This is a genomic window from Arthrobacter silvisoli (assembly GCF_003369445.1).
GTDB classification, from domain to species: domain Bacteria; phylum Actinomycetota; class Actinomycetes; order Actinomycetales; family Micrococcaceae; genus Arthrobacter; species Arthrobacter silvisoli.
Genome location: NZ_QRCU01000023.1, coordinates 1 through 19419 on the forward strand (window position 1 = coordinate 1; position 19419 = coordinate 19419).

The following is a 19419-nucleotide window of genomic DNA, read 5'->3' on the forward strand; positions in this document are numbered from 1 at the left end:
ATCCACGTCGTGGACCTCGCCGAGGGGCACGTCGCGGCCCTGGACCACATCACCGCCCGCCCCGGGGTGCACCGCTGGAACCTGGGCTCCGGCAAAGGTACCTCCGTGCTGGAAATGCTGCGCTCCTTCGAAAAAGCCGTCGGCCACCCCCTGCCGTACGAGATCACCACCCGCCGCGCCGGGGACCTGCCCGCCTTCTGGGCCGACGCCTCCTCCGCCCTGGCAGACCTGGGCTGGTCCACCACCAAAACCATCGACCAAATGACCGAAGACCACTGGCGCTGGCAAAAAAACAACCCCCACGGCTACAACGCCCCCTGATACCGGGAAAACCAGGCGCAACGAAAAGCGCACAACGAAAACGGCCGCCCACCAGGGCCCACAGCAGGCGCAACGAAAAGCGCACAACGAAAACGGCCGCCCACCAGGGCCCACAGCAGCGCGGGACCCGAAGCACGCGAAGCGTGTTTTGGGAGCTGCAGGGGGACAAAGGTGGGCGGCCGCCGTCGTACGGTGTAGGAGCTAGCCTTCGGCGATCCGCAGTTTCCCGACGCCTTCGGCCAGCACCCGGCGCGCTTCCTCGCCCAGCCCAGGGTCGGTGATCAGCTCGTCGGCGTCTTCCAGGCCCGCGATCGAGGCGATGCCCACGGTTCCCCACTTGCTGTTGTCGGCCAGGACCACCACGTTGCGGGCCGAAGCCATGAAGGCCTTGTTGGTCTCCGCTTCCTGCAGGTTCGGGGTGGTGAAGCCGGCCTGGGCGTCCATGCCGTGCACACCGAGGAACAGGGTGTCCAGGTGCAGCTGCTTGAGCGCCGACGTCGCGATCGGACCCACAAGCGCGTCCGACGGCGTGCGCTCTCCGCCCGTGACGATTACCGAGGTGCCGCGCCGGCCGGTGCCGGGATCGTGGTGGAACAACTCGGCGATCCTGATCGAATTGGTGACCACTGTGATCCGCGGGCCGTCCAGCAGGAGCTTGGCGAGCTCATAGGTGGTGGTTCCGGCGCTCAGGCCGATCGCGGAACCCTCCTTGACCAGCTTGGCTGCCTCGTGTGCGATGGCCTGCTTTTCCGTGATGGCCTGGGTGGACTTCTGTTCGAAGCCGGGCTCGTGGGTGCGGGCATCGCCCGGCAGCTTGGCGCCGCCGTGGATGCGCTCCACGAGCCCGGCCTCTTCAAGGCTTTCGATGTCCCGCCGGACGGTCATGGCGGAGACGCCAAGGGCCTGGGCCAGGTCCGTGACGCGCACGACCCGTTCGCGCTGGACGGCGTCGACAATGGCAGTGTGGCGTGCGGCCTGGAGCATCGGAGCCTTTCTGGACGGTTCGTGGCGGGCTAGCTGGAAGCTTCGACGACGGCGACGCCTCCGGCAGCAAGGTTCAGCGTACCCCCGGTGGGTGCCCCGGCCAGCAGATCGACGCCGTCGAGCGGCAGCGTGACGTCCTGCACGCCGTGGTTGATAACGAATGTCCAGTCCTTGGCGCCGTTGCTCCGGCGGACGATTTCCACATCTTCCGGGGGGCGGATGCCGAGCACCGGCTCCACGCCGGCGTCGGCGCAGAGCAGTTCGACCAGTTCGGACAATCCGTCACGGCCGAGGCTCGTGGCCACATAGTAGGCTGCGCCGCGGCCGGCAGATCCGGCGCGGCGCGTCACCGCGGGGGAGCCCCCGACGCCGGTGGGCGCGCCGCCGTCGAACGTTGCGAGGACTTCGGCGCCGGCCGCGGTGCCCAGCTCGCTCCACAGCGTCCCGGAACCGAAGCGGCTCAGCCCCACGGCAGCGCCGGAACGCAGGGGGAAGAATTCCTCGATGCTTACGCCCAGGAGCTCGGAGAACGCCCCGGGGTAGCCGCCGCCGTTCACCGGGTCCATCCGGATGTGGTCGCTTTCGTCCACGATGCCCGAGAAGTACGTGAGCACCAGGGTGCCGCCGCCCTCCACGAAGCGGTGGAGATTGGCCGCGCCCTCATCAGTGACGAGGTACAGCATCGGCGCGACCACCAGTTTGTAGCCTGAGAGCTCGTCCGTGCTTTGCCGGATGTCCGTGGTGATGCCGGCCCGGTAGAGGGCGTCGTGCCAGCGCCGCGTTTCGGGGAGGTTCCGTGCGTCCTCGCTGGGGTGCGAGTCCAGTTCGGTGCCCCAGCGCGCATCGGTGTCATGGATGATGCAGGCCTCGGCCTGGACCGTGGAGCCGGCCACTGCCGAGATGCTCTCCAGGACGCGCCCGAGCTCCACCACCTCGCGCCACACCTTGGTGTCGCGGCCCGCGTGCGGGACCAGCCCGGAGTGGTACTTTTCGGCCCCGGCCCGGGAGGCCCGCCACTGGAAGAACAGCACGCCATCGGTCCCGCGGGCCACGTGCTGCAGGGAGTTGCGCAGCATTTCCCCCGGCGCCTTGGCCACGTTGCGGGGTTGCCAGTTCACCGCCGAGGTGGAGTGTTCCATGAGCAACCACGGCTTCCCCTGCGCCCAACCGCGGGTGAGGTCCGCCGTCATGGCCAGGTCCTGGAAATTCCGTTCGTCGTCCGCGATCAGGTAGTGGTCATTGGACACCACGTCCATGTGCCCGGACCAGCGCCAGTAGTCCACGGGAGCGGCCAGGCCCATGCTGAAGCCCATGAAGTTCGTGGTGACGGGGTGCTTGGAGCGGGCCCGGATGATGTCGGCCTCGGCGCTGAAGCATTCGAGGAGCGCATCGGAGGAGAACCTCGCGAAGTCCAGTTGCTGGGTGGGGTTCACCCAGGTTCCGGAGCGGCGCGGCGGCAGGATCTCGGCCCAGTCGTAGTAGTGCTGCGACCAGAAGGCCGTGCCCCAGGCATCGTTGAGGGCGTCCAGGCTGCCGTACTTGCGCTGCAGCCACTCCTGGAAGCCGCGCTCGGCGTGCGGGCCGAAATCCGGCTGGTTGTGGCAGCCGTATTCGTTGTGGACGTGCCACATCACGACGGCGGGGTGCCCGGCGTAGCGTTCGACGATCGCCGTCGTCAGGGCTGCTGCCGCCCGGCGGTAGTCCGGCGAGCACGCGGCAAAGGCCTGCCGGGAACCATAGCTCTGCCGCACGCCGTCGGCGTTGACCGGGAGCGAATCGGGGTACCTGCGGCTGAACCACGGCGGGGGAGAGGCGCTCGCATTGGCGAGGTCCACGCTGATCCCGTTGGCGTGGAGCAGGTCCAGGACCTCATCCAGCCAGCCGAACTCGTAGCGGCCCTCCTCGGGCTCCAGCAGGGCCCAGCTGAAGATGCCGACGCTCACCAGGTTGACGCCGGCTTCCTTCATCAGGGCGACGTCGTGCTTCCAGACCTCCTTGGGCCACTGCTCGGGGTTGTAGTCCCCGCCGAAGGCGATCCGTCCGCCCAGTTGGTCGACGATGTAATCCATGGTCATGCGTTCTTATCCTTTGCTGGAACCGAGTGTGAGACCGGCCACGAATTGGCGCTGCAGCACGAGGTAGATGATCAGGGTGGGTATGACGGTAATGGTGGCGCCGGCCGCCAGCAGGTTGTAGTTGCTGAGGAACTGGCCCTGGAGGTTGTTGATGGCGGTGGTGACGGGCAGCCGGTCGCCGCTTTGGATGAAGAGCAGGGGCCAGAAGAAGTCGTTGTAGATGAAGATGACTTCCAGCGTGCCCAGGGCGGCGAGGGCAGGCCGGCACAGGGGAAGGATGATGTTCCAGTACTGCCGCCAGATCCCTGCACCGTCCACGAGTGCAGCCTCGGTCAGGTCCGAAGAGAGGGCCTTCATGTAGTTGGACAATACGAAGGTGCAGAAGCCGATCTGGAAGGCGGTGTCCACGGCGATGACCGAGATGTAGGTGTTGAGCAGGTTGCCCGAATCGCTGAACGAATACGGCAGCGTGAGGTGCTTGAACATTTCGAACAGCGGTGCGGCAAGGACCTGCGGTGGCAGCAGATTGCCGGCAGTGAACATGATCAACAGGGTGATGTTGAACTTCCAGCTCACCCGGGAGACCGCGAAGGCCATCATGGAGGCGAAGAACAGGGTCAGCACCACGGAGGGGACGGTGATGAGCAAGGAGTTCATGAAGTACTTCGAGAACCCGCCCTGCGTCCACGCCTGGATGAAGTTGTCGAAGTTGAAGGTGCCTCCGACGCTGAAGTAGCCGTATTTGTCAGTGTCCGCCTTGGGCCGCAGCGCCGTGAACAGGGCCCAGAGGAGGGGAACCAGCCACATGACAGCCATGACCGCCAGGAAAATGTGGGTGCCGTAGTGGCGCTTGCCGGCCTTGCGCGGGATCGCGCCGGGCGCGGTGGTGCGCGGTGCGGGGCTGGCGAGGGTGCTCATGCCTTGCTCTCCTTGCCGAAGGTGCGGATGAGGTAGAAGACGATCGGGATCAGCGAGATCACCAGGAGGATCACCGCGAGGGACGAACCGACGCCGATCACCTGGCCTTCGCCCACGAGGTTCTGGATGACCAAGGCGCTGATCAGTTCGAGTCCGTTGGTGCCGCGGTTGATGATGTAGACGATGTCAAAGGCCCGCAGCGACTCGATGATGGTGATCACCACGATCACGATGTTCACGGGCCGCATGGCGGGGAAGACCACGCGGAAGAAGGTCTGCACGGCGTTGGCCCCATCGATCGACGCGGCTTCGCGCAGCGACGGGTCCACGCCCTTGAGCCCGGCCAGGTAGAGGATCATGACGTAGCCGGCGTGGCGCCACGTGGCCGCGACCATCGCGGCCCAGATGTTGACGTTCGAGTCGCCGAACCAGTCCACGGCCGCGGGGGTGCCCGCGGTGCCCAGGAGGTAGTTCAGCAGTCCGCTGTCGCGGTTGTAGAACAGCTGCCAGATGATGCCGATGAGGGCCAGGGACAGCATGACCGGGGTGAAGAAGATGCTCTGGTAGATCTTGGTGCCGCGGATCTTCTGGTCGAGCACCACGGCCAGGAGCAGGCCGAGCGGGGTGGCGATGAGGGCCAGGAAGGCCAGCCACAGGATGTTGTGCTGCATGGCGGGCCAGAAGGGCGGGTAGTCCTCGACCACGAAGCGGTAGTTGTCGGTCCCGGCGGCTTTGATGTCCTTCAGGTCCAGTCCGTTCCAGCGGGTGAAGCTCAGCGCGATCGAGAAGAGGGTGGGCAGCCAGACCAGCAGCAGCTGGATCAGGGTGGGCACCCCGACCATGACCGCGAGGACCAGCTTGTCACGTCGCGTGAGCCGGCGGACCCGGCCTGCCCTGATGGTCCGCCGTCCGACGCCGCGGCGTCCCAATGCGGCCAGGGACGGGCCGGCAGTGCCGGGTTCCCTGTCCGGGACAGCCGGCTTTTCGGCGGTAGTGCTCATGGGGATTCCTTCGGTTTTCGGGAGGGGCCCGACGACGGCGGGCGGGATCCGCCGTCGTCGTACCTGTCCTGGGGATGCCGGTGCGCGGGGTGACCCGCGCGGTGGTGTGGCAGTTACTGGGCGGCGTAGAGGGCCTTGGCCTGCGCTTCGAGGTTCTTGACGTCCACGGTGCCGCCCTTGATGAAGGATTGGAGCGCGGGGATCATCACGTTGTTGGCCATGGCGGGGAGGGCGTCGCGGTCGAGGAACTGGCTGATGTACTTGGCGTTGGCGATGGTGTCCGCGCACTTCTTGTTCAGCGGGGTGAACTTGGAGGTATCGGCGCCCTTGGCGGTGGCGATGTTGGAAGTATCCACAGCGGCGTAGGCGTTCTGGCCCTCCGCGGTGCCCATGAATTCCAGGAAGTCGTGGGCTGCCTTGTTGTCGCCGCCCTTCTTGGACAGGAGCAGGCCGTCGATGGGGGCTTCGACGGCGTCGGTGCCTTCCACGGCGATCTCCGGGAACGGGAAGAAGTCGATGTCCGCGAGCACGGCGGGATCGGTGAACTGCTGCGTGACGAAGGAGCCCAGGAGGTACATGCCGGTCTTCTTGGCTTCGAGGGCCTTGGCGGCGTCCTGCCAGGTCTGGCCGAGGGCGGCGGGGTCCTGGAACGGCAGGAGCGCTTTCCAGGTGTCGAAGACGTCGCTGACCTTCTTCTGGTCCCAGCTTTCCTTGTGGGCGGTGAGGTCGACGTGGAACTGGTAGCCGTTCAGGCGCATGTTGATGTAGTCGAAGGTGCCCATGGCCGGCCAGCCGTCCTTGTCCGCGAAGCCGATCGGGATGATGCCGTCGGCCTTCATCTTGGCGGCCAGGGTCTTCAGCTCGTCGAAGGTCTTGGGAACCTCATAGCCCTTGGCGGTCCAGAGGCTCTTCCGGTAGAAGAAGCCCCAGGGGTAGTTGTAGTTGGGGACCAGGTACATCTTGCCGTCGGGGCCGGTGGAGGCCTTCTTCATGGCGTCCGAGAAGTTGCCGCCGATTTTCTCCCACACGTCGTCGACAGGGGCCAGCAGTCCCTTGCCCGCGTAGTACTGCATGCGGTACCCGGCGAACCAGGTGAACGCATCGTCCGGGCTGCCCTGGAGGTAGGAGTTGATCTTGTTCTGGAAGTCGTTGTGCGGGACGACGTTGGTGGCTACTGTGATGCCGGTCTTCTTGGTGAACGCATCGGTGACTGCCTTATAGGCATTCTTGGGTACCTCGTCCGAGGAGCCCGAGCCGAAGGTGAGGCTGTTCGAGGTGGCTCCGGGAGCCGGTCCGGAACCGCCGGTGCAGGCGGCAAGCAACGGAATTCCGGCCAGCCCGGCAGCACCGATACCGAGCGTTTTAAGGATGGTCCGCCGTCCGGGACCCGCATTGTGGGCCGCCTGGAACGGGTCAATGTTCGCTGCCATGTTCTCTCCCTTGAAAGCGTGGTGCTTGTGAGGTATCTCACTAGGCTTCGACTATATACGCTCAAAAGAGAACAGGAAAGAACTAAATATAACATTCTGGTTTGGGGCCCTTAATCGCGAAAGCGGCGGCTTCCTCCGTGGGGAAGCCGCCGCTTGGTGGCGCTGTTCAGGGTGCCGTTCTGCGCCGCTACTTCCGCAGGGATTCGGCGATCTGGGACATGATCGTCGGATCGGAGAGGGTGGTGGCGTCGCCGACCTCGCGGCCCTCGGCGACGTCCTTGAGAAGGCGGCGCATGATCTTGCCCGAGCGGGTCTTGGGCAGCTCGGGAACCACCAGGACGTGCTTCGGCTTGGCGATGGGGCCGATTTCCTTGCCCACGTGGTTTCGCAGTTCCTGTACCGTGGCGTCGCCGTTGTTGACCGCGTCGCCGCGGAGGATGACGAACGCCACGACGGCCTGGCCGGTGGTTTCGTCCGCGGCCCCGACGACGGCGGCCTCGGCCACGGCGGGATGGCTCACCAGCGCCGACTCGATTTCCGTCGTCGAGAGCCGGTGTCCGGAGACGTTCATGACGTCGTCCACGCGGCCGAGCAGCCAGATGTCGCCGTCCTCGTCCTTCTTGGCACCGTCGCCGGCAAAATAGGTGTTCTCGAAGCGGGACCAGTAGGTGTCCTTGAAGCGTTCCGGGTCGCCCCAGATGCCGCGCAGCATGGAGGGCCACGGTTCGCGGATCACGAGGTAGCCGCCGTGCCCGTCGGGTACGGATTCGCCGGTTTCGTCCACGACGTCGATCGCGATGCCGGGCAGCGGGACCTGCGCGGAGCCTGGCTTGGTGGCCGTGACCCCGGGCAGGGGCGCGATCATCTGGGCACCGGTCTCGGTCTGCCACCACGTGTCCACGATCGGGGCCGGGTTCTCTTTCTTCTCGCCGTTCTTGCCGGCGTTGGCGCCGATGACGTCCCGGTACCACATCCACGCTTCGGGGTTGATGGGTTCGCCCACGGAGCCGAGCACACGGATGGAGGACAAGTCGTACTTGGCCGGGATGTCCCGGCCCCACTTCATGAAGGTGCGGATGGCTGTGGGGGCGGTGTAGAGGATGGAGACCTTGTACTTCTCCACGATCTCCCACCAACGTCCCTGGTGCGGGGAATCCGGGGTGCCTTCGTACATGACCTGGGTGGCGGCGTTGATCAGCGGCGCGTAGGCGACGTAGGAGTGCCCGGTGATCCAGCCGACGTCGGCGGTGCACCAGAAGACGTCCGTCTCAGGGTGCAGGTCGAACACGGCCTTGTGGGTGTAGGCGGTCTGGGTGAGGTAGCCGCCGGTGGTGTGCAGGATGCCCTTGGGCTTTCCGGTGGTGCCGGAGGTGTAGAGGATGAACAACGGGTGTTCGGAATCGTGCCCGACGGCGGTGTGCTCCGCCGGGGCGGCATCGACCGTGTCAGCCCACCACCGGTCGCGGCCCTCCACCCAGTCCACGGGCTCGCCGTTGCGCTTGACCACCACGACGTTCTGGACGGTATGGCCCTCTTTGGCCAGGGCTTCGTCAACGGCCGGCTTGAGCGGGCTGGGCTTGCCGCGCCGGTAGGTGCCGTCCGCGGTGACCACGAGCTTGGCCTCGGCGTCATCGATCCTCGAGCGCAGGGCGTCGGCGGAGAAGCCGCCGAACACCACCGAGTGCACCGCGCCGATCCGGGCGCAGGCCAGCAGGGTGATCACGGCCTCCGGGATCATCGGCAGGTACACGGCCACGCGGTCGCCCTTGGCCACGCCCAGGGCTTCGAAAGCGTTCGCGGCTTTCTTGACCTCCTCGGTCAGTTCCGCGTACGTGATGGTGCGCGTGTCCCCGGGCTCGCCCTCGAAATGGATCGCCACCCGGTCCCCGAGCCCGTTCTCCACGTGGCGGTCCAGGGCGTTGTACGCTGCGTTGACTTCGCCGCCGACAAACCACTTCGCGAACGGCGGCTCTGACCAGTCCAGGGCCTGGCTGAAATCCTTGTGCCACGTCAGCAGCTCACGGGCCTGCTTCGCCCAGAAAGCCGGCCGGTCCGCGGCGGCTTCGGCGTACTCCCCGGCCCCGGCTACCGCGTTCGCGGCGAATTCCGCCGACGGCGCAAACTTCCGGTTCTCGTGCAACAGGTTTTCCAGGGCGTCACCGTTCCCGGCAACGGTGGCAGTGGCAGTGCCGCTCGCAGCGGGGGCAGCGGTGGCCGTTGATTCCTTGGCGTCCTGGGACATGTGGACCTCATCTTCGTCGATCTTTTCGCTGCGGGGAGGCTGCCGCCGGGACGCACGGCGGCAGATCACGTCGCTGTGTGTTCCCGCGGAAATTCCGCAGAATGCTTTCCGCCATACACATTATCGCTTCGGCTGCGCCGGGAGTGTGCCCGGTCACACTGTGGCCGTGAGCGGTGGGGATTTAGCGCTGAGCGGCTAGGGGCTGTCAGGGCCGTGGCATAGGCTGAAAGGGTTCCGGGGCGTGGACCGCCGGCTTCAGCCGCGCGTCCGGCCTGTGCCGCCGCAAGCGGACGGAACACTGCCGTACCCGCACAGCAGTGCAAAGGAGAACTTGTCATGACCCAGATGAACCCCGCCCCCGAAAACGGTGCGGCGAAGCAAGGGGCACCGACGCCAGGTGCCGGGCAGGCCTCCCCGGCCGGAGGCGCTCCCGCCTCCACGCAGACGGCCGGTCCCGTGCAGAGCGGCACCCCGGCGCAGGACGGTTCTTCGGGGGAGAACGGGACTCCCGCGCAGGGCGGTCCTTCGGTTCAGGGCGGATCGTCCGTGCAGGCCGCTCCCGCGCAGGATGCTCCTGTTCAGGCCGGCCGGCCGGCGGCCACGGCGGTGGCAGGTCCGTTCACGGCCCGCGACCTCCTGGTTTTCGGCTCCGCGCTGTTCCTGTTCGTGGCTTCCCTGCTTCCGATGTTCGGCCGCTACAACCTCTGGAACCTCGGCAACCTCTTCTTCCTGGGCCTTGGCATCATCCTGCCCGTGACCGTCACCGGGCTGTTCGTGGCCCGGCGCCTGCAGCCGCAGAATCCGCTGCGGATCGGTTCGCTGTCCGTCGATCAGTTCGCTTCCGTGGTGGCGTCCTTTTCCGTTGCCCTCTACTTCCTGAGCATGGCCGCCGACTTCAGCGGCTACCTGCTGCTGGGCTTCATCGGGTCGCTCGGCCTGTTGGCGGGCACCGTCCTCGCACCGCACATCCCGGTGCTGCGCGACGACTTCAAGGACCGCGCCGAGTCAACCGCCCACGTGGTGGCGCGTGACGCCGTCGTACCCTTCCGGAAGCCCGCCGCCCCCAAACCGGCTGCGCCGAAGCCCGCCAGGAAGACCGCCTTTCCGGTCCCGGCCGGCCCCGTTGCCGGTGCGCCCGCCTCGGGCGGCCCGTTCGCGGTGGTCCCGACGCCGGCCGGCTCAGCTGCGCTGCCGGCTCCCGTTACTGGCGGGGAAAACAGGACGGAAGCGCCCGAGGGCGGCACCCCTGCTGCCCCTGCACCTGCTGCCCCGGCACCTGCGGGTCCTGCACCTGCGGGCCCGGGCCAGGACATCCCGGCGACGATGGCCCACCCTGTGGTCGACCGTTCCCAGGACACTGCTGCCTTCCCCCAGGCGGCCCGCAAGGTTGAACCCATCGGCGCCACCGTTGATCCGGCCAGCCGTCCGGAGGAATCCCCGGAACAGGCCTACGAGGCGTTCTGGTTTGCCGTGCCCCAGTCGCGCGTTGCGGTGGACGAGCACAGCGGGGCCCCGGCCTTCACCATCGAACCCGGTGGCTGGGTGCTCGCGCTCCAAGACAGGGGCGGGGAGTTCCTCGTCCAGAACACCGACGGAAGGCTCGGAGTCCTGCGCGACCTCAGCCACATCGAACGCGGCTGAACAGGACCGCCGTGCCCGCCGCCGTCGAAACTCCGCTGGCCCTCAAGCGCCGCGCCCGCAGGATCAACAAGGAACTCGCGGAGAAGTATCCGTATGCCCATGCGGAACTGGATTTCCGCAACCCGTTCGAGCTGGTCATAGCCACGGTGCTTTCCGCGCAGACCACGGATGTCCTGGTCAACCAGGTCACCAAGATCCTGTTCGCCCGGTATCCGGATGCGCGGGCGATGTCTGAAGCGGACCCCGCCGAGCTGGAGGCGATCCTGCAGCCGACGGGCTTCTACCGGGCCAAGGCGAAGAACGTGCTGGCCTTGAGCACCCGCCTGGTGGACGAGTTCGACGGCGAAGTGCCGGGCAGGCTCGAGGACCTGGTGACACTTCCCGGCGTCGGGCGCAAGACGGCGAACGTGGTGCTGGGGAACGCCTTCGGCGTCCCCGGCATCACGGTGGACACCCATTTCGCCCGGCTCGCCCGCAGGTTCGGCTGGACGGACTCCGAGGACCCCGTGAAGATCGAGTCCGATGTCGCGGAACTGTTCGAACCCAAGGACTGGACTATGCTGTCGCACCGGGTCGTCTTCCACGGGCGCAGGATCTGCCATGCCCGGCGGCCCGCCTGCGGTGCCTGCCCGGTGGCGAACTGGTGTCCCAGTTATGGCACCGGCGAGACCGATCCGGCCAAGGCCGCCAAGTTGCTCAAGTACGAGCTCGCACCGGGCCAGGAAGCCCTGCTGGGAAAGTTGCGTGCCGAAACCTCCCGCGCCGCCGAGATCCGCATGGAGTCCCAGTTGGAGCTGAGGAAGGTGCGCAAGTGACGGCGCTTGGGGATCTGCTGTACCTCGTTTCCAGGATTGAGTCCGGGGACCACCCGACGCCGGATCCGCGCATAGCGGTCGGCGAGGTCGACGCGGATCTGGCCCGGAAGGCCGCGATCCTCATGCTGTTCGGGGTGCTCGACGACGTCCCGGCGAAGTCCACCCAGGACGTGGTGCCCGCTGACCTCGATGTCCTGCTCCTGGAACGCGCCCACACTCTCGGCGACCATCCCGGACAGGTGGCCTTCCCCGGCGGGGGCATCGATTCCGGGGACGAATCGGCGGTTGCCGCTGCCCTCCGGGAAGCTGTCGAGGAAACCGGCCTCGACGTCGGCGGGGTGCAGGTGCTCGGCGCCATGCCGGACGTCGGGCTGAGCCGCAGCAATTTTGTGGTGACGCCCGTGCTGGCGTGGTGGGCGTCGCCGTCGCCGGTCCGGGTGGTGGACTACGCGGAATCTGCGCAGGTCTTCCGGGTTCCGGTGCGGGATCTGTTGGACCCGGCCAACCGCTACATGGGCACCCTCAGCCGCGGCGGACGGACCTTCACCAGTCCGGTGTTCCTGGTTAACGGCGTGGTGGTGTGGGGTTTCACGGCGATGGTGCTCAACGGACTCTTCGAGGCACTGGGCTGGACTATCCCGTGGGACGAAGAGCGGCTGCACCGGATCCAGCTGTGAGTGGTTACTTCGTGCAGTCCACGATGAGCCCTGTCGCGGCGTTTTCGCGGACTGCGTTGATCCCTGCTACGACCGCGCTGAGCTGCTTGAATTGCGGAGACTCGGCCACCAGCGTGCCGTCAGCCGCAGTAAGCCTGAAACGGTACGAACCGTCGTTGCCCCTGAGAATTTCGAATCGTCCAGCCACGTTGCTGTCCCCCTTGCGTGGTTGATGAATGCCCCGCGGCCGGTTCCTGCGGTCCGCGTCCTTCGAGGCTAGCGAGTAAGAGGGGGCTCCGAAAGTTACTGTGACGTAGCCTACTCTCGGGGTCACGGGCCTGGTCTTAACCGGTCATTGACTGGCGTCCGCGGGCGGATGGGAGTTACGTTACGGGCTCTGCTTCCGGGGCCGCAGCGTGGAAGTTCAAGGCCCGCCGGGGCGCCGGAATGGGATATTCGACGGCCGCGCGGCGGAATTCCTCTTCCGCGCGCGCCTGCCGGCGCACCTCCACGTCCACCAGAAGGTGCAGGTCCCGCGCGTCGACCCCCGGCCCACCCTCCAATGAGGCGAGCCATTCGCCGGCGACGACGGCGTCGTGCTGTTCGCCGAGGAGCCGCTGCAAGGTAATTGCCGGTTGGATGATCGCCGACGCGTCGGGACCGAACACCTCGGTGACGGCTTCCGCGGCATATCTCAGCCGTTTGATGTCCTTGCGGGCCTCATGCAGGCCGGCATTGCGGACGGCCGGATCCGTGCCGGCGGCACCGCCGTCCAGCTGCTCGCGCATGCGGTCCCATTGACCCTGCAGGCGGGAGGCCAGCACCGGTTTCCGGACCCTGGGTGCCTGCCCGGCAGCCAGTGAAGCCCGGACCGCGTGCACCACACGGCGGGCCCGCTTCTTCCGGCCGAGCCTGGCGGCGGCCCGCCCGGCCGCGGTGTCCAGCCGCTCCACCGAGCCGTAGAGCGCGTCCGGGGCTTCCCAGGATTCCTGCGCACCGATGGACAGCCGCATCCTTTGCGCCAGTACGTGCGCATCACGGGCTTCGCCCAGCGAGGTTGCCAGCCACCGGACGTCCTTGCGGACGGGCTTGGGCAGCTTCGTGACCAGCCCGTGGTAGCAGGCGAGGACGGAACGGAGACGGCGGATTGCCAGCCGGCAGCGGTGGACCGCCTCATGGTCCGTCGAGGCAAGCAAGGGCAAGGCGTTGTCCAGCTCATTGAGCTGCGCCGCCGTGTAGGCCGCCAACGCCTTTCGGGCTTTCTTTCCCACGCGCCCATCGTCCTCCGGCCGCCCGGCCGGTACAAGGGGCCCGCCTACTTGGCCTGGTCGTAGGAATCGACGACGGCGACGCTCACCGGAAACTCCAAGGGAACCGTCCCGAAGAGCAGCTCCGTCGCGGCGGCTGCCGCTTCTTCCACCGCCCGGACGCACGCCGGAACGGCCGGCACAGGGGCGTGGACCATGACCTCGTCGTGCAGGAAGAAGACCAGCTCGCCCGTCGGCGATCCTTCCGCCTCCAAGGCCCGGAGCCGCCGTCGCAGTTCCGCAAGCCAGCAGGACGCCCAATCCGCGGCCGAACCTTGCACGACGAAGTTCCGCGTGAAACGGCCGCGGGAACGGGCGATCGTGTCGGCACGGCGCTGCTCTTCAGCCGTTGTCGAACGCTGGCTGCGCACCCAGCGCTCCGAGGGCGGCGGGCTGCTGCGCCCGAGGCGGGAAGTCACCGTCCGGCCGGCTTCGCCGTCGCGCGCTGCCTGCTCCACATAACCGACCGCCCGCGGGTAGGTGCGGGCGAGCTGGGGCATGAGCCGGCCGGATTCGCCAGTGGTGGCGCCGTACATTGCCCCGAGCATCGCGATCTTGGCCTTGGATCGGTCGCCGCCGAAACCCTGGGCAGCGATGCCGGCGTACAGGTCCTTGCCGCGCGCTGCTTCTGCCAGGCGCGGATCCTGTGCGAGGGCGGCGAGGACACGGGGTTCGAGCTGCGCGGCGTCGGCCACGATCAGCTTGTGCCCCGGGTCCGCATGCACCGCCCCACGGATCTGCTTCGGAATCTGCAGGGCTCCGCCGCCCCGGGAAGCCCAGCGCCCGGAAACCACCCCGCCCACCACGTACTCGGGCCGGAAACGGCCGCCGCTGACCCACGCGTCCAGCCAGGCCCAGCCGTTCGCCGTGAAGAGACGCGAAAGCTTCTTGTACTCCAGCAGTGGCCCGATCGCAGGATGCGTGGATTCCTTGAGTTCCCACTGCCTGGTCGAGCTGACTTCGATGCCGTTGCGGTGCAGGGCGCGGATCAGTTCCTGCGGGGAATCCGGGTTCAATCTAGGGGAGTTGAGGAGCCCGCGCAGCTCGGTGCACAGCGCTTCGAGGGCGGCCGGGCGGTGGCCGGGTGCGGGCCGCGGGCCGAGGTAGTGGCGCAGGATGTCCTCGTGCAGCGGTTCGCGCCAGGGCACGCCGCTATGCTGCATTTCCGCGGCGATCATCGCCCCGGCCGACTCGGCCGCGAGGAGCAGTTGGAGCCGCTGCCGCTGGCCGTCCGCTGCCTCCTTCACGGCCTGTTGCTGAGCGGCGAACTCGGTCCGGAGCTCGTCGAGTCCGGGTGCCCGGCTGCTGCTCTCCGCGGTGTCGAAAAGGGCTTCCTGGTTCGTCGGCGGCGGAGGTGGAGCAAAGGCCTTCACCACGCCGCTGTCCTCGTCGACGGCGGGCTGGGCGGCGGTCCGCGCGTAGTCGGTGTGGCCCGTGAACTCAGAGAAGGCGAGGATCGTGCGGCACAGTGTGAGGTCGTGGCAACGCTCCAGGCGTACCCCGGCGGTAAGCAGCGCCGGGTACCAGTCCTGTGTGCGGTTCCAGATCCAGCGCGGCCTGCCGGCTTCCATGCCGCGCACGACGGCGGGGAGTTCCGTTGTGGTGACAAGCCGCGCCGCGGAAAGCGCGGTTCCCGCGGCGCTGGTTTCCTGGATGGCTGCCCCCTGCGGGTCGGCGGCGAGCAGCAGATACATGATGACAATTTTGCCCTGCGTTCCGGGGCCTTCATGCGCATTCAGGACACATACCGTCCTGATCCGTCACTGTTCCTCCACAAGGCTGCGTCCGGGAGGTTGTCCACATAGGCGGATGCGGTCCTTCCGGGGTGGATTCATCCCGCGGACAGTGGGTCCATGAGCAGGCAGCACATTGAGGACGGGAACGGTTCCGGCGGGTATCCGGCTGACATTTTGCGGGCGGAATCCGGGCGGGCGGAATCCGGACTGCTTGCGGCCGGCCGGCCGGCCACGGAAGCCTCCGGCAGGCGCAGGGGCACGCGGTGGGATTCCCACGCCGACCGGGTTGAGCCGCCTTGGCTGCCAAGCGAGGGGACCGACGTCCTGCTGGTCACGGGAAACCCCAGGCTCCAAGCCGAAGCGGAAAGGATCGTTGCCGCCCTCGGGGTGGAGCTGCGGACGGCTGCCAGCGCCGAGGAGGCTTTGCCGCACTGGGACTCGGCCGGGACCGTCTTGCTCGGCAGCGACATCCGCGAACTCCCGCCCCGGCGTCGGGCTCCCGCCGTTCTGCTCGGGCTGGCCGCAGAAGGGGACCGCTTGTGGCAGTTGGCCGCAGGGCTTGGAGCGGAACGCGTCGCCGTCCTGCCTGAGGGGGCCGCTTGGCTCGCCGAGCACCTCAGCAGGTCGCAGGCCCCGGACCCCGGTGGACTTGTCCTCGGGCTCACGGGGGCGTGCGGCGGGGCCGGTGCCTCCACGGCGGCAATCTGGCTGGCCCAGGAAGCTGGCGCGCACGGCATCCGGACCCTCCTCATCGACGGCGACCCCCGGGGCGGCGGGCTGGAACTGAGCCTGGCCGCCGAGGACACCCCGGGCCTCCGCTGGCCGGACCTTGCTGACGCAAAGGGCAGCATCGACCCCGAGCAACTTGCCGGCTCCCTGCCCACTGCCGGCGGCTTTGCCTTCCTGTCCTGGCCGGGCACGCGGGACAGGGCAGCCCAGCCCGACGCGCTTGCCGTGGCCGCCGTCATGGATGCCGGGCGACGCGCTTTCGAACTGGTCGTCGTCGACATCGGCCGGGGAACCGAACCGCTGCGGGGCTTCGCGTGGGATTGCGACCGGATCCTCGTCGTTTCCCCGGCACAGCTGCGTGCGGCCGTCGCCGCGGCACGGCTCCTCCAGGACCTACCGCCGGTAGACGCGGCGCTGGTGGTGCGTGGCGGAAAGGGAAGCGCCTTGGACGCGGGCGTCATCGCGGAATCCCTGGGCCTCCGCCTGCATGCGCTGCTGCCCGAACTGCGGGGAACCGCGGCCGCCGCCGAGACGGGCCGGCTGCTGGACTTCGGCAAGCGCCGCGCGGTGCGCCGTTTCGCCGCCCCGGTTCTCGACCTCCTCGAGGACGGTGCGGAATGACCCCCGAACGCCGTGGCGAGCGACTCCGCCGGGACAGGCGGCTTGATGCCGCACTTCTTGAAAGCGTCCGGGAAACAGTGATGTCCGACGCCGGCCCGGTCACCCCGTCGCGGGTGGCAGCGGCGGTCCACGCCACCGGCAGGCTGCTCGGCACGGCCGGTGCCTTGGCCGCCGTCGACACGATCAGCGCCGAGCTCAACGGACTGGGCCCACTCCAGCAATTGGTCCGCGATCCCGCGGTCACTGACATCTTCGTGAACGGTCCTGACTCAGTGTGGTTCGATCGCGGGCACGGGCTGGAACCGTCCGTTGTCCGGTTCGACGGCGAGGAACAAGTCCGTGCCCTTGCCTCGCGCTTAGTCTCGGCGGGCGGGCGGCGGCTCGACGACGGTTCTCCCTGCGTGGATGTCCGGCTCAAGGGCGGGTACCGGGTGCATGCGGTGCTCCCGCCGATTTCCACGGCGGGAACCTTGCTCTCGGTGCGCATCAGGCGGGAAGAGGTCTTCACCATGGAGGAGCTGCGGGTCGGTGGCATGTTCGACGCCGGGACGCAGCGGATCCTCGAAGCAATCGTGCAGCGGCGGTTGAGTTTCCTGATCAGCGGTGCCACCGGATCCGGCAAAACGACGCTCCTTTCCACCTTGCTGGGTCTGTGTGCCGCCGGGGAGAGGCTTGTCCTCATCGAAGATGCCGCAGAGCTGAATCCTGTGCACCCGCACGTGGTTTCCTTGGAATCCCGGCACGGAAACCTCGAGGGCGGAGGCGTCCTGGACCTCGGCGAACTGGTCCGGCAGGCCCTGCGCATGCGGCCCGACCGCCTCATCGTCGGCGAATGTCGCGGCGCGGAGGTCAGGGAACTGCTGACCGCGCTCAATACAGGCCACACCGGAGGTGGCGGCACCATCCACGCCAATACTGCTTCCGCCGTTCCCGCCCGCATCGTTGCCCTCGGCGCCTTGGCCGGCCTGAGCCAGGAAGCCGTCAGGCTCCAGGTGGCCAGCGCGCTGGATGTCGTCGTCCACGTGGAGCGCACGCTGGCCGGCCGGAGCGTCAGCTGCATCGGGGTGCTGATGGAAACGGCCGGACGCCAGTCGGTGGTCCCTGCGCTGGAGATGAACAACGGCACAATGACGGCAGGGCCGGCCTGGCCGCACCTTTCCGGCCGGCTGGGGCTGTCGATCATGGAAACCGTGACCGGGAGCGGGGCGGGCGGGTTGGAGTCCGCGGCGACGGGGACGGGGCCGGTGCCGGGCTTGGAACCCGCTGCGGCCGTGGCGGAACCCGCAGCATGACAATCCTGCTGCTCATGGTGCTCGCCGCCGCGGTTTGGCTTGCCGTCGGCCATCTGCCAGGGCCGGGGCACCGGATGGACCGGGTGATGGGCAGGGAGAAGACGGGGAGAGCGAGGCGTTGGCACCGGCGCAGCAAGGAGGCGGAGCTCCCGTTGGCCGTGCTGGTTCAGCAATTGGCCGCCCTGCTGCGTGGAGGGCGTTCCGCGTCCCGGCTCTGGGAAGAGGCGTGGACCGTGCACGGTCGCGGCGTCGTGCCGGATGGCGTCAGTCCCGGCGGCGGGCAGGCTCTGTCGGACGGCTCCGTCGCTGTTCTCTCTGCGGCGCGTACCGCGACGATGCTCGGCGTTTCGGCTGCCGCGGCCATCCGGTCGGCCTCTGCGGCGTCCCGGCTCGGTGCGAAGGAGCAACGGATCTGGGGTGAGCTTGCGGACTGCCTGGACATCGCCGAAGCGAGCGGCTGCCCCCTTGCGGAAATATTCGCTCGTTATGCGGCGCACCTTGAAGCCGAGGACGACGCCGAGGCTGCCAGGCAGACTGCACTTGCCGGGCCGAAAGCCACCGTGCGCCTGCTGAGCTGGCTCCCCGTGTTCGGGCTCGTCCTCGGCACCGTGCTGGGCGTCGACCCGCTCGGCATACTCCTTGGAAATCCATTCGGCATGGCTGCGCTCGGGGCAGGACTCATACTGACGGTTGCCGGTCGGATGTGGTCGGTGCGGCTGGTCCGGGCGGCAACGGGGGAACACGACGCACTGCGTGGGAGAAGCTGATGGGCGAGCTGCTGCCCGCTGCCATAGTCGCCGCCGTCCTGTTCATGGCGGCAGTCCTGGCCTTTCCCGGTTCGGGAAGGACCCGGCGTCGGGCCGTCATCCGCCGGCTGCGAAGCCCGGTGGCGGGAGCAAGTCCGAGCAGCTTCACAGGCTCCGGCCCGGATTACGGACCGGGCCCGGATTTCAGCCCTGGGTCCCGCGCGCTGGATGCCGGACATTTGGGCCGCGGCGTGCCGGGCCAGCACCTTTTCGCCCGGTTCGCCCGGTTCGCCTGGTTCAGGCCGGGCGGAACCGGCAGCGGAGTCCGCAGATACGCGGGGTTGGAAAGCACCGCGATCATGCTCGAACTCGCAGCAGCAGCCCTCGACTCCGGTGCCGGGCTCGGCCGGGCGCTGGACCTGATTGCTTCATGTTCCGCTCCCGCGGTCCGGGATTCCCTGCGGCCGGTGGTGGCCGCATTGGCCATCGGGGCCGATTGGGAGACGGCCTGGCGAAGCTCCGCCGTCCAGAACCAGGGGGCCCTTCGGCTGCGGGATTCGCTTGCCTTCGCTGCCCGTACCGGGGCGCCTTCGTCCGCGGTCCTCTACGCACAGGCTGCCCGTCTGCGGCGGGAGGACTTCCGGTCGGCCGAACGCCGGGCCGCGGCCCTGGGCGTGAAGCTTGTGGTGCCCCTGGGCCTGTGCTCGCTCCCAGCCTTCATCTGCCTAGGCGTGGTTCCGGTGCTCCTCGCCATGCTCCCATCGGGCAGCTGAAACCTCCGCCAGTTTCCCTCCACAAGGGAAAGTCGAAGGAGTTTTCCACTTACGGAAGCCCCCTTCTTACCGCAGAAAGTCATACAGGGAAGAGTCGGAATCAGCCGGCAACACCGCCTGGCACAGAGAAAG

16 protein-coding genes and 1 pseudogene are annotated in these 19419 nt (G+C 67.9%); 8 read left to right on the forward strand and 9 right to left on the reverse strand.

Annotated features, from left to right (window positions below; genetic code table 11):
- A pseudogene (locus DWV11_RS04990) lies at window positions 1-321 on the forward strand (UDP-glucose 4-epimerase GalE); the annotation flags it as partial.
- A gap of 201 nt (window positions 322-522) precedes the next feature.
- Here the strand turns inward: DWV11_RS04990 and DWV11_RS04995 are convergent.
- The 6 genes from DWV11_RS04995 to acs all read right to left on the reverse strand — a co-directional run bounded on the left by DWV11_RS04995 (window position 523) and on the right by acs (window position 8971).
- Entirely contained in the window at window positions 523-1305 is a 783-nt protein-coding gene (locus DWV11_RS04995) for a DeoR/GlpR family DNA-binding transcription regulator (protein ID WP_115787790.1), read from the reverse strand.
- Between the two features lie 29 nt (window positions 1306-1334).
- Entirely contained in the window at window positions 1335-3380 is a 2046-nt protein-coding gene (locus DWV11_RS05000) for a beta-galactosidase (RefSeq protein WP_115787791.1), read from the reverse strand.
- A 6-nt stretch (window positions 3381-3386) separates the two neighbouring features.
- Window positions 3387-4298: a carbohydrate ABC transporter permease gene (locus DWV11_RS05005; protein WP_115787792.1), complete on the reverse strand. Its 912-nt coding sequence runs from the start codon at window positions 4296-4298 to the stop codon at window positions 3387-3389.
- Window positions 4295-5299 carry a carbohydrate ABC transporter permease gene (locus DWV11_RS05010; protein ID WP_115787793.1) on the reverse strand — a complete coding sequence of 335 codons (1005 nt, stop codon included), beginning with the start codon at window positions 5297-5299 and terminating at the stop codon, window positions 4295-4297. Before DWV11_RS05010 ends, DWV11_RS05005 begins: the two co-directional genes overlap by 4 nt.
- Before the next feature lie 113 nt (window positions 5300-5412).
- Complete coding sequence (locus DWV11_RS05015; RefSeq protein ID WP_115787794.1) at window positions 5413-6729, reverse strand: ABC transporter substrate-binding protein; 1317 nt, start codon at window positions 6727-6729, stop codon at window positions 5413-5415.
- Window positions 6730-6916: 187 nt separating this feature from the next.
- On the reverse strand, window positions 6917-8971 hold the full coding sequence (acs, locus tag DWV11_RS05020) for an acetate--CoA ligase (RefSeq protein ID WP_115787827.1): 2055 nt from the start codon (window positions 8969-8971) through the stop codon (window positions 6917-6919).
- Between the two features lie 336 nt (window positions 8972-9307).
- Between acs and DWV11_RS05025 the strand changes: the two genes are divergently transcribed.
- From DWV11_RS05025 to DWV11_RS05035, 3 genes are read left to right on the forward strand one after another with little or no spacing between them, the layout of a single operon-like run.
- Window positions 9308-10612 (forward strand): hypothetical protein, encoded by a 1305-nt coding sequence (locus DWV11_RS05025; RefSeq protein WP_210725669.1) that lies wholly within the window; start codon window positions 9308-9310, stop codon window positions 10610-10612.
- A gap of 11 nt (window positions 10613-10623) precedes the next feature.
- Window positions 10624-11427: an endonuclease III gene (gene nth / locus DWV11_RS05030; protein WP_115787795.1), complete on the forward strand. Its 804-nt coding sequence runs from the start codon at window positions 10624-10626 to the stop codon at window positions 11425-11427.
- Window positions 11424-12104, forward strand: coding sequence for an NUDIX hydrolase (locus tag DWV11_RS05035; RefSeq protein ID WP_115787796.1), 681 nt, complete (start codon window positions 11424-11426; stop codon window positions 12102-12104). The genes nth and DWV11_RS05035 overlap by 4 nt, the downstream gene beginning before the upstream one ends.
- Before the next feature lie 4 nt (window positions 12105-12108).
- Here the strand turns inward: DWV11_RS05035 and DWV11_RS05040 are convergent, their stop codons facing one another.
- The 3 genes from DWV11_RS05040 to DWV11_RS05050 form a co-directional block, all read right to left on the reverse strand.
- Entirely contained in the window at window positions 12109-12291 is a 183-nt protein-coding gene (locus DWV11_RS05040) for a YegP family protein (RefSeq protein WP_115787797.1), read from the reverse strand.
- Window positions 12292-12466: 175 nt separating this feature from the next.
- Window positions 12467-13354 (reverse strand): CHAD domain-containing protein, encoded by an 888-nt coding sequence (locus DWV11_RS05045; RefSeq protein ID WP_168404580.1) that lies wholly within the window; start codon window positions 13352-13354, stop codon window positions 12467-12469.
- A 44-nt stretch (window positions 13355-13398) separates the two neighbouring features.
- A complete protein-coding gene (locus tag DWV11_RS05050) occupies window positions 13399-15084 on the reverse strand; it encodes a bifunctional 3'-5' exonuclease/DNA polymerase (protein ID WP_115787799.1) in 1686 nt (561 codons plus the stop codon).
- Window positions 15085-15243: 159 nt separating this feature from the next.
- On the opposite strand from DWV11_RS05050, the gene ssd reads away from it, so the two are divergent.
- Genes ssd through DWV11_RS05070 form a run of 4 tightly spaced genes read left to right on the forward strand, consistent with a single transcriptional unit; the run spans window position 15244 to window position 19287 of the window.
- Window positions 15244-16476, forward strand: coding sequence for a septum site-determining protein Ssd (gene ssd / locus DWV11_RS05055; protein ID WP_115787800.1), 1233 nt, complete (start codon window positions 15244-15246; stop codon window positions 16474-16476).
- On the forward strand, window positions 16473-17768 hold the full coding sequence (locus tag DWV11_RS05060; RefSeq protein ID WP_115787801.1) for a TadA family conjugal transfer-associated ATPase: 1296 nt from the start codon (window positions 16473-16475) through the stop codon (window positions 17766-17768). The genes ssd and DWV11_RS05060 overlap by 4 nt, the downstream gene beginning before the upstream one ends.
- Window positions 17765-18535, forward strand: coding sequence for a type II secretion system F family protein (locus DWV11_RS05065; protein WP_115787802.1), 771 nt, complete (start codon window positions 17765-17767; stop codon window positions 18533-18535). Before DWV11_RS05060 ends, DWV11_RS05065 begins: the two co-directional genes overlap by 4 nt.
- Window positions 18535-19287, forward strand: a complete 753-nt coding sequence (locus DWV11_RS05070) for a type II secretion system F family protein (RefSeq protein ID WP_245953442.1) — start codon at window positions 18535-18537, stop codon at window positions 19285-19287. The genes DWV11_RS05065 and DWV11_RS05070 overlap by 1 nt, the downstream gene beginning before the upstream one ends.
- Window positions 19288-19419: the final 132 nt, after the last annotated feature.